Consider the following 1,919-nt stretch of genomic DNA (forward strand, 5'->3'; position numbering starts at 1 on the left):
GAGTGCGCCAGGATAAGCTGGCAAAGGATAGGAGGTGAAAGTCCTCCACGCGGAAAAGTCTAGCCAACAATCGCGGCCCCGAGTGATGCGCGGCTGCTCGTGAGGGTAATCGTGAAGCGTTCACAGGGGAGGCCATGGGCTGGGTATTGAGCTGCGAAATGGGTCAAACTTCAAGGTGCCGATCTCGTTCTGCTGAAGAGAAGGCAGCACTGTCTCATGCGTTACGTGGCGAGCGTGAGGCAGACCTTGCGCAGTCGGAGACCCCATGCACGTGGAGAAGTCCTTTGTACGGAACCTGGGAGGTCTCATTCGCGCCCGGTAGGCATGCCGGGACGATTCATGAAGGTAGAAACCGAACGGTGAATATGCACGCGGATGAGAAGTCGGACAAGGTCATAGTACCGAAGAAGCAGCCGAACAATGGGGAATACTCCCCTGCGGAGGCCGTGGAGGGAAGGACCTTGCCCAAGGGGAACACCGGTCAGGCGACCGCAGTCCGAACGCTGAGTCGGGTAGCTGCGTCGAGCGGATTGGCTGGTGTGCGCCAAGTGGCGCGACAAGGAAAGGATGTTCAGTTTACAGCGCTATTGCATCACATTACGGTACCTCTCCTGGCTGACAGTTACTACGCTCTCAAGCGAGGATCGGCGCCGGGAATTGATGGGATAACGTGGCAAGCCTACGGAAATAACCTCTACGGGAAGCTGATAGAACTACACTCTCGGATACATGCGGGATGCTACAGGGCCAGACCTGCCCGGCGGACGATGATTCCAAAGGCTGACGGTTCCGAGCGTCCCCTTAATATCCTGTGTCTAGAGGACAAGATAGTCCAACAGGCGGTAGTGTATGTATTGGAGGCCATCTATGAGGCTGACTTCATGGGCTTTTCCTACGGTTTCCGACCGGGCCGCGGCCAGCATGATGCGCTGGATGCGGTCAGTGTGGGGATCCTGAGGAAGCCAATAAACTGGGTGCTGGATGCCGATATCCAACGGTTCTTCGATGCCATGGACCACGATTGGATTATGAAATTACTCCAGCACCGCATCGGCGACAAGCGCCTCCTTCGTCTGATTCGGAAGTGGCTGAAGGTGGGTGTCATGAATGGCGACCATGCCGAGCGTAATGAGGTAGGAAGCCCGCAAGGGGCGGTGATATCACCAATCCTAGCGAATATCTACCTACATTATGCCTTCGATCTATGGGCCCACACATGGCGCCAGAGACGTGCGAGTGGTGACGTTATCATCATCCGCTATGCGGATGATGTGGTGCTGGGCTTTGAGCATGAAGCTGATGCCCAACTATTCCAACAGCACCTGCACCAGCGTCTCAAGGCGTTTGAACTCAACTTACACCCTGATAAAACCCGCCTGATAAGGTTCGGTCGCCACGCGATCAGAGACAGGAAACGGCTGGGGCTGAGGAAACCAGAAACCTTTGATTTCCTCGGCTTCACCCACTACTGTAGCATGGCCCGTCGGAGCGGAAACTTTATCATTGTTCGTAAGACTATCAAGAAACGGCTGAGGGCGACACTGAAGAGAATCAAGGCAGAATTGCGCCGACGATTGCACGACAGTGTTGTGGATACTGGCAAGTGGCTATCAAGAGTGCTACAAGGGCACTTGAACTACTTTTCGGTATCGGGTAACTCGCCCAGCATATGGCTTTTCTTCACCGAGGTGCGCAAGCTATGGCTGAAGTCGCTGAGGCGTCGCAGCCAGAAAGCGTACATCAATTGGGGGAACTTTGTGCGAATTACAAACCGCTTCTTTCCGAGAATCCGATTGCTGCATCCACATCCTTGCTACCGCTTTGACGCCAGAACCCGAGGGAGGAGCCCAGTGCGTTAGTAGCGCACGCTGGGATCTGCGCGGGGGGTGCTGGGCAACTGGCATTCCTACCGCGACCAT

At 55.4% G+C, this 1,919-nt stretch carries 1 protein-coding gene; it reads left to right on the forward strand.

Features of this window, described 5'->3' with window-relative positions:
* The first annotated feature begins 365 nt into the window (after window positions 1-365).
* The gene (gene ltrA / locus Q673_RS36140; protein WP_081712070.1) at window positions 366-1,859 is read left to right on the forward strand and encodes a group II intron reverse transcriptase/maturase; all 1,494 of its coding nucleotides are present in this window, start codon (window positions 366-368) and stop codon (window positions 1,857-1,859) included.
* The last annotated feature ends 60 nt before the right edge of the window (window positions 1,860-1,919 follow it).

The sequence above is a fragment of the Halomonas sp. PBN3 genome, from assembly GCF_000475415.1.
GTDB lineage: Bacteria > Pseudomonadota > Gammaproteobacteria > Pseudomonadales > Halomonadaceae > Halomonas > Halomonas shengliensis.

Bases quoted from the DNA above. Each gene is read 5' to 3' on its own strand.
- ltrA (WP_081712070.1), top strand. From the start codon at position 366: ATGCACGCGGATGAGAAGTCGGACAAGGTCATAGTACCGAAGAAGCAG.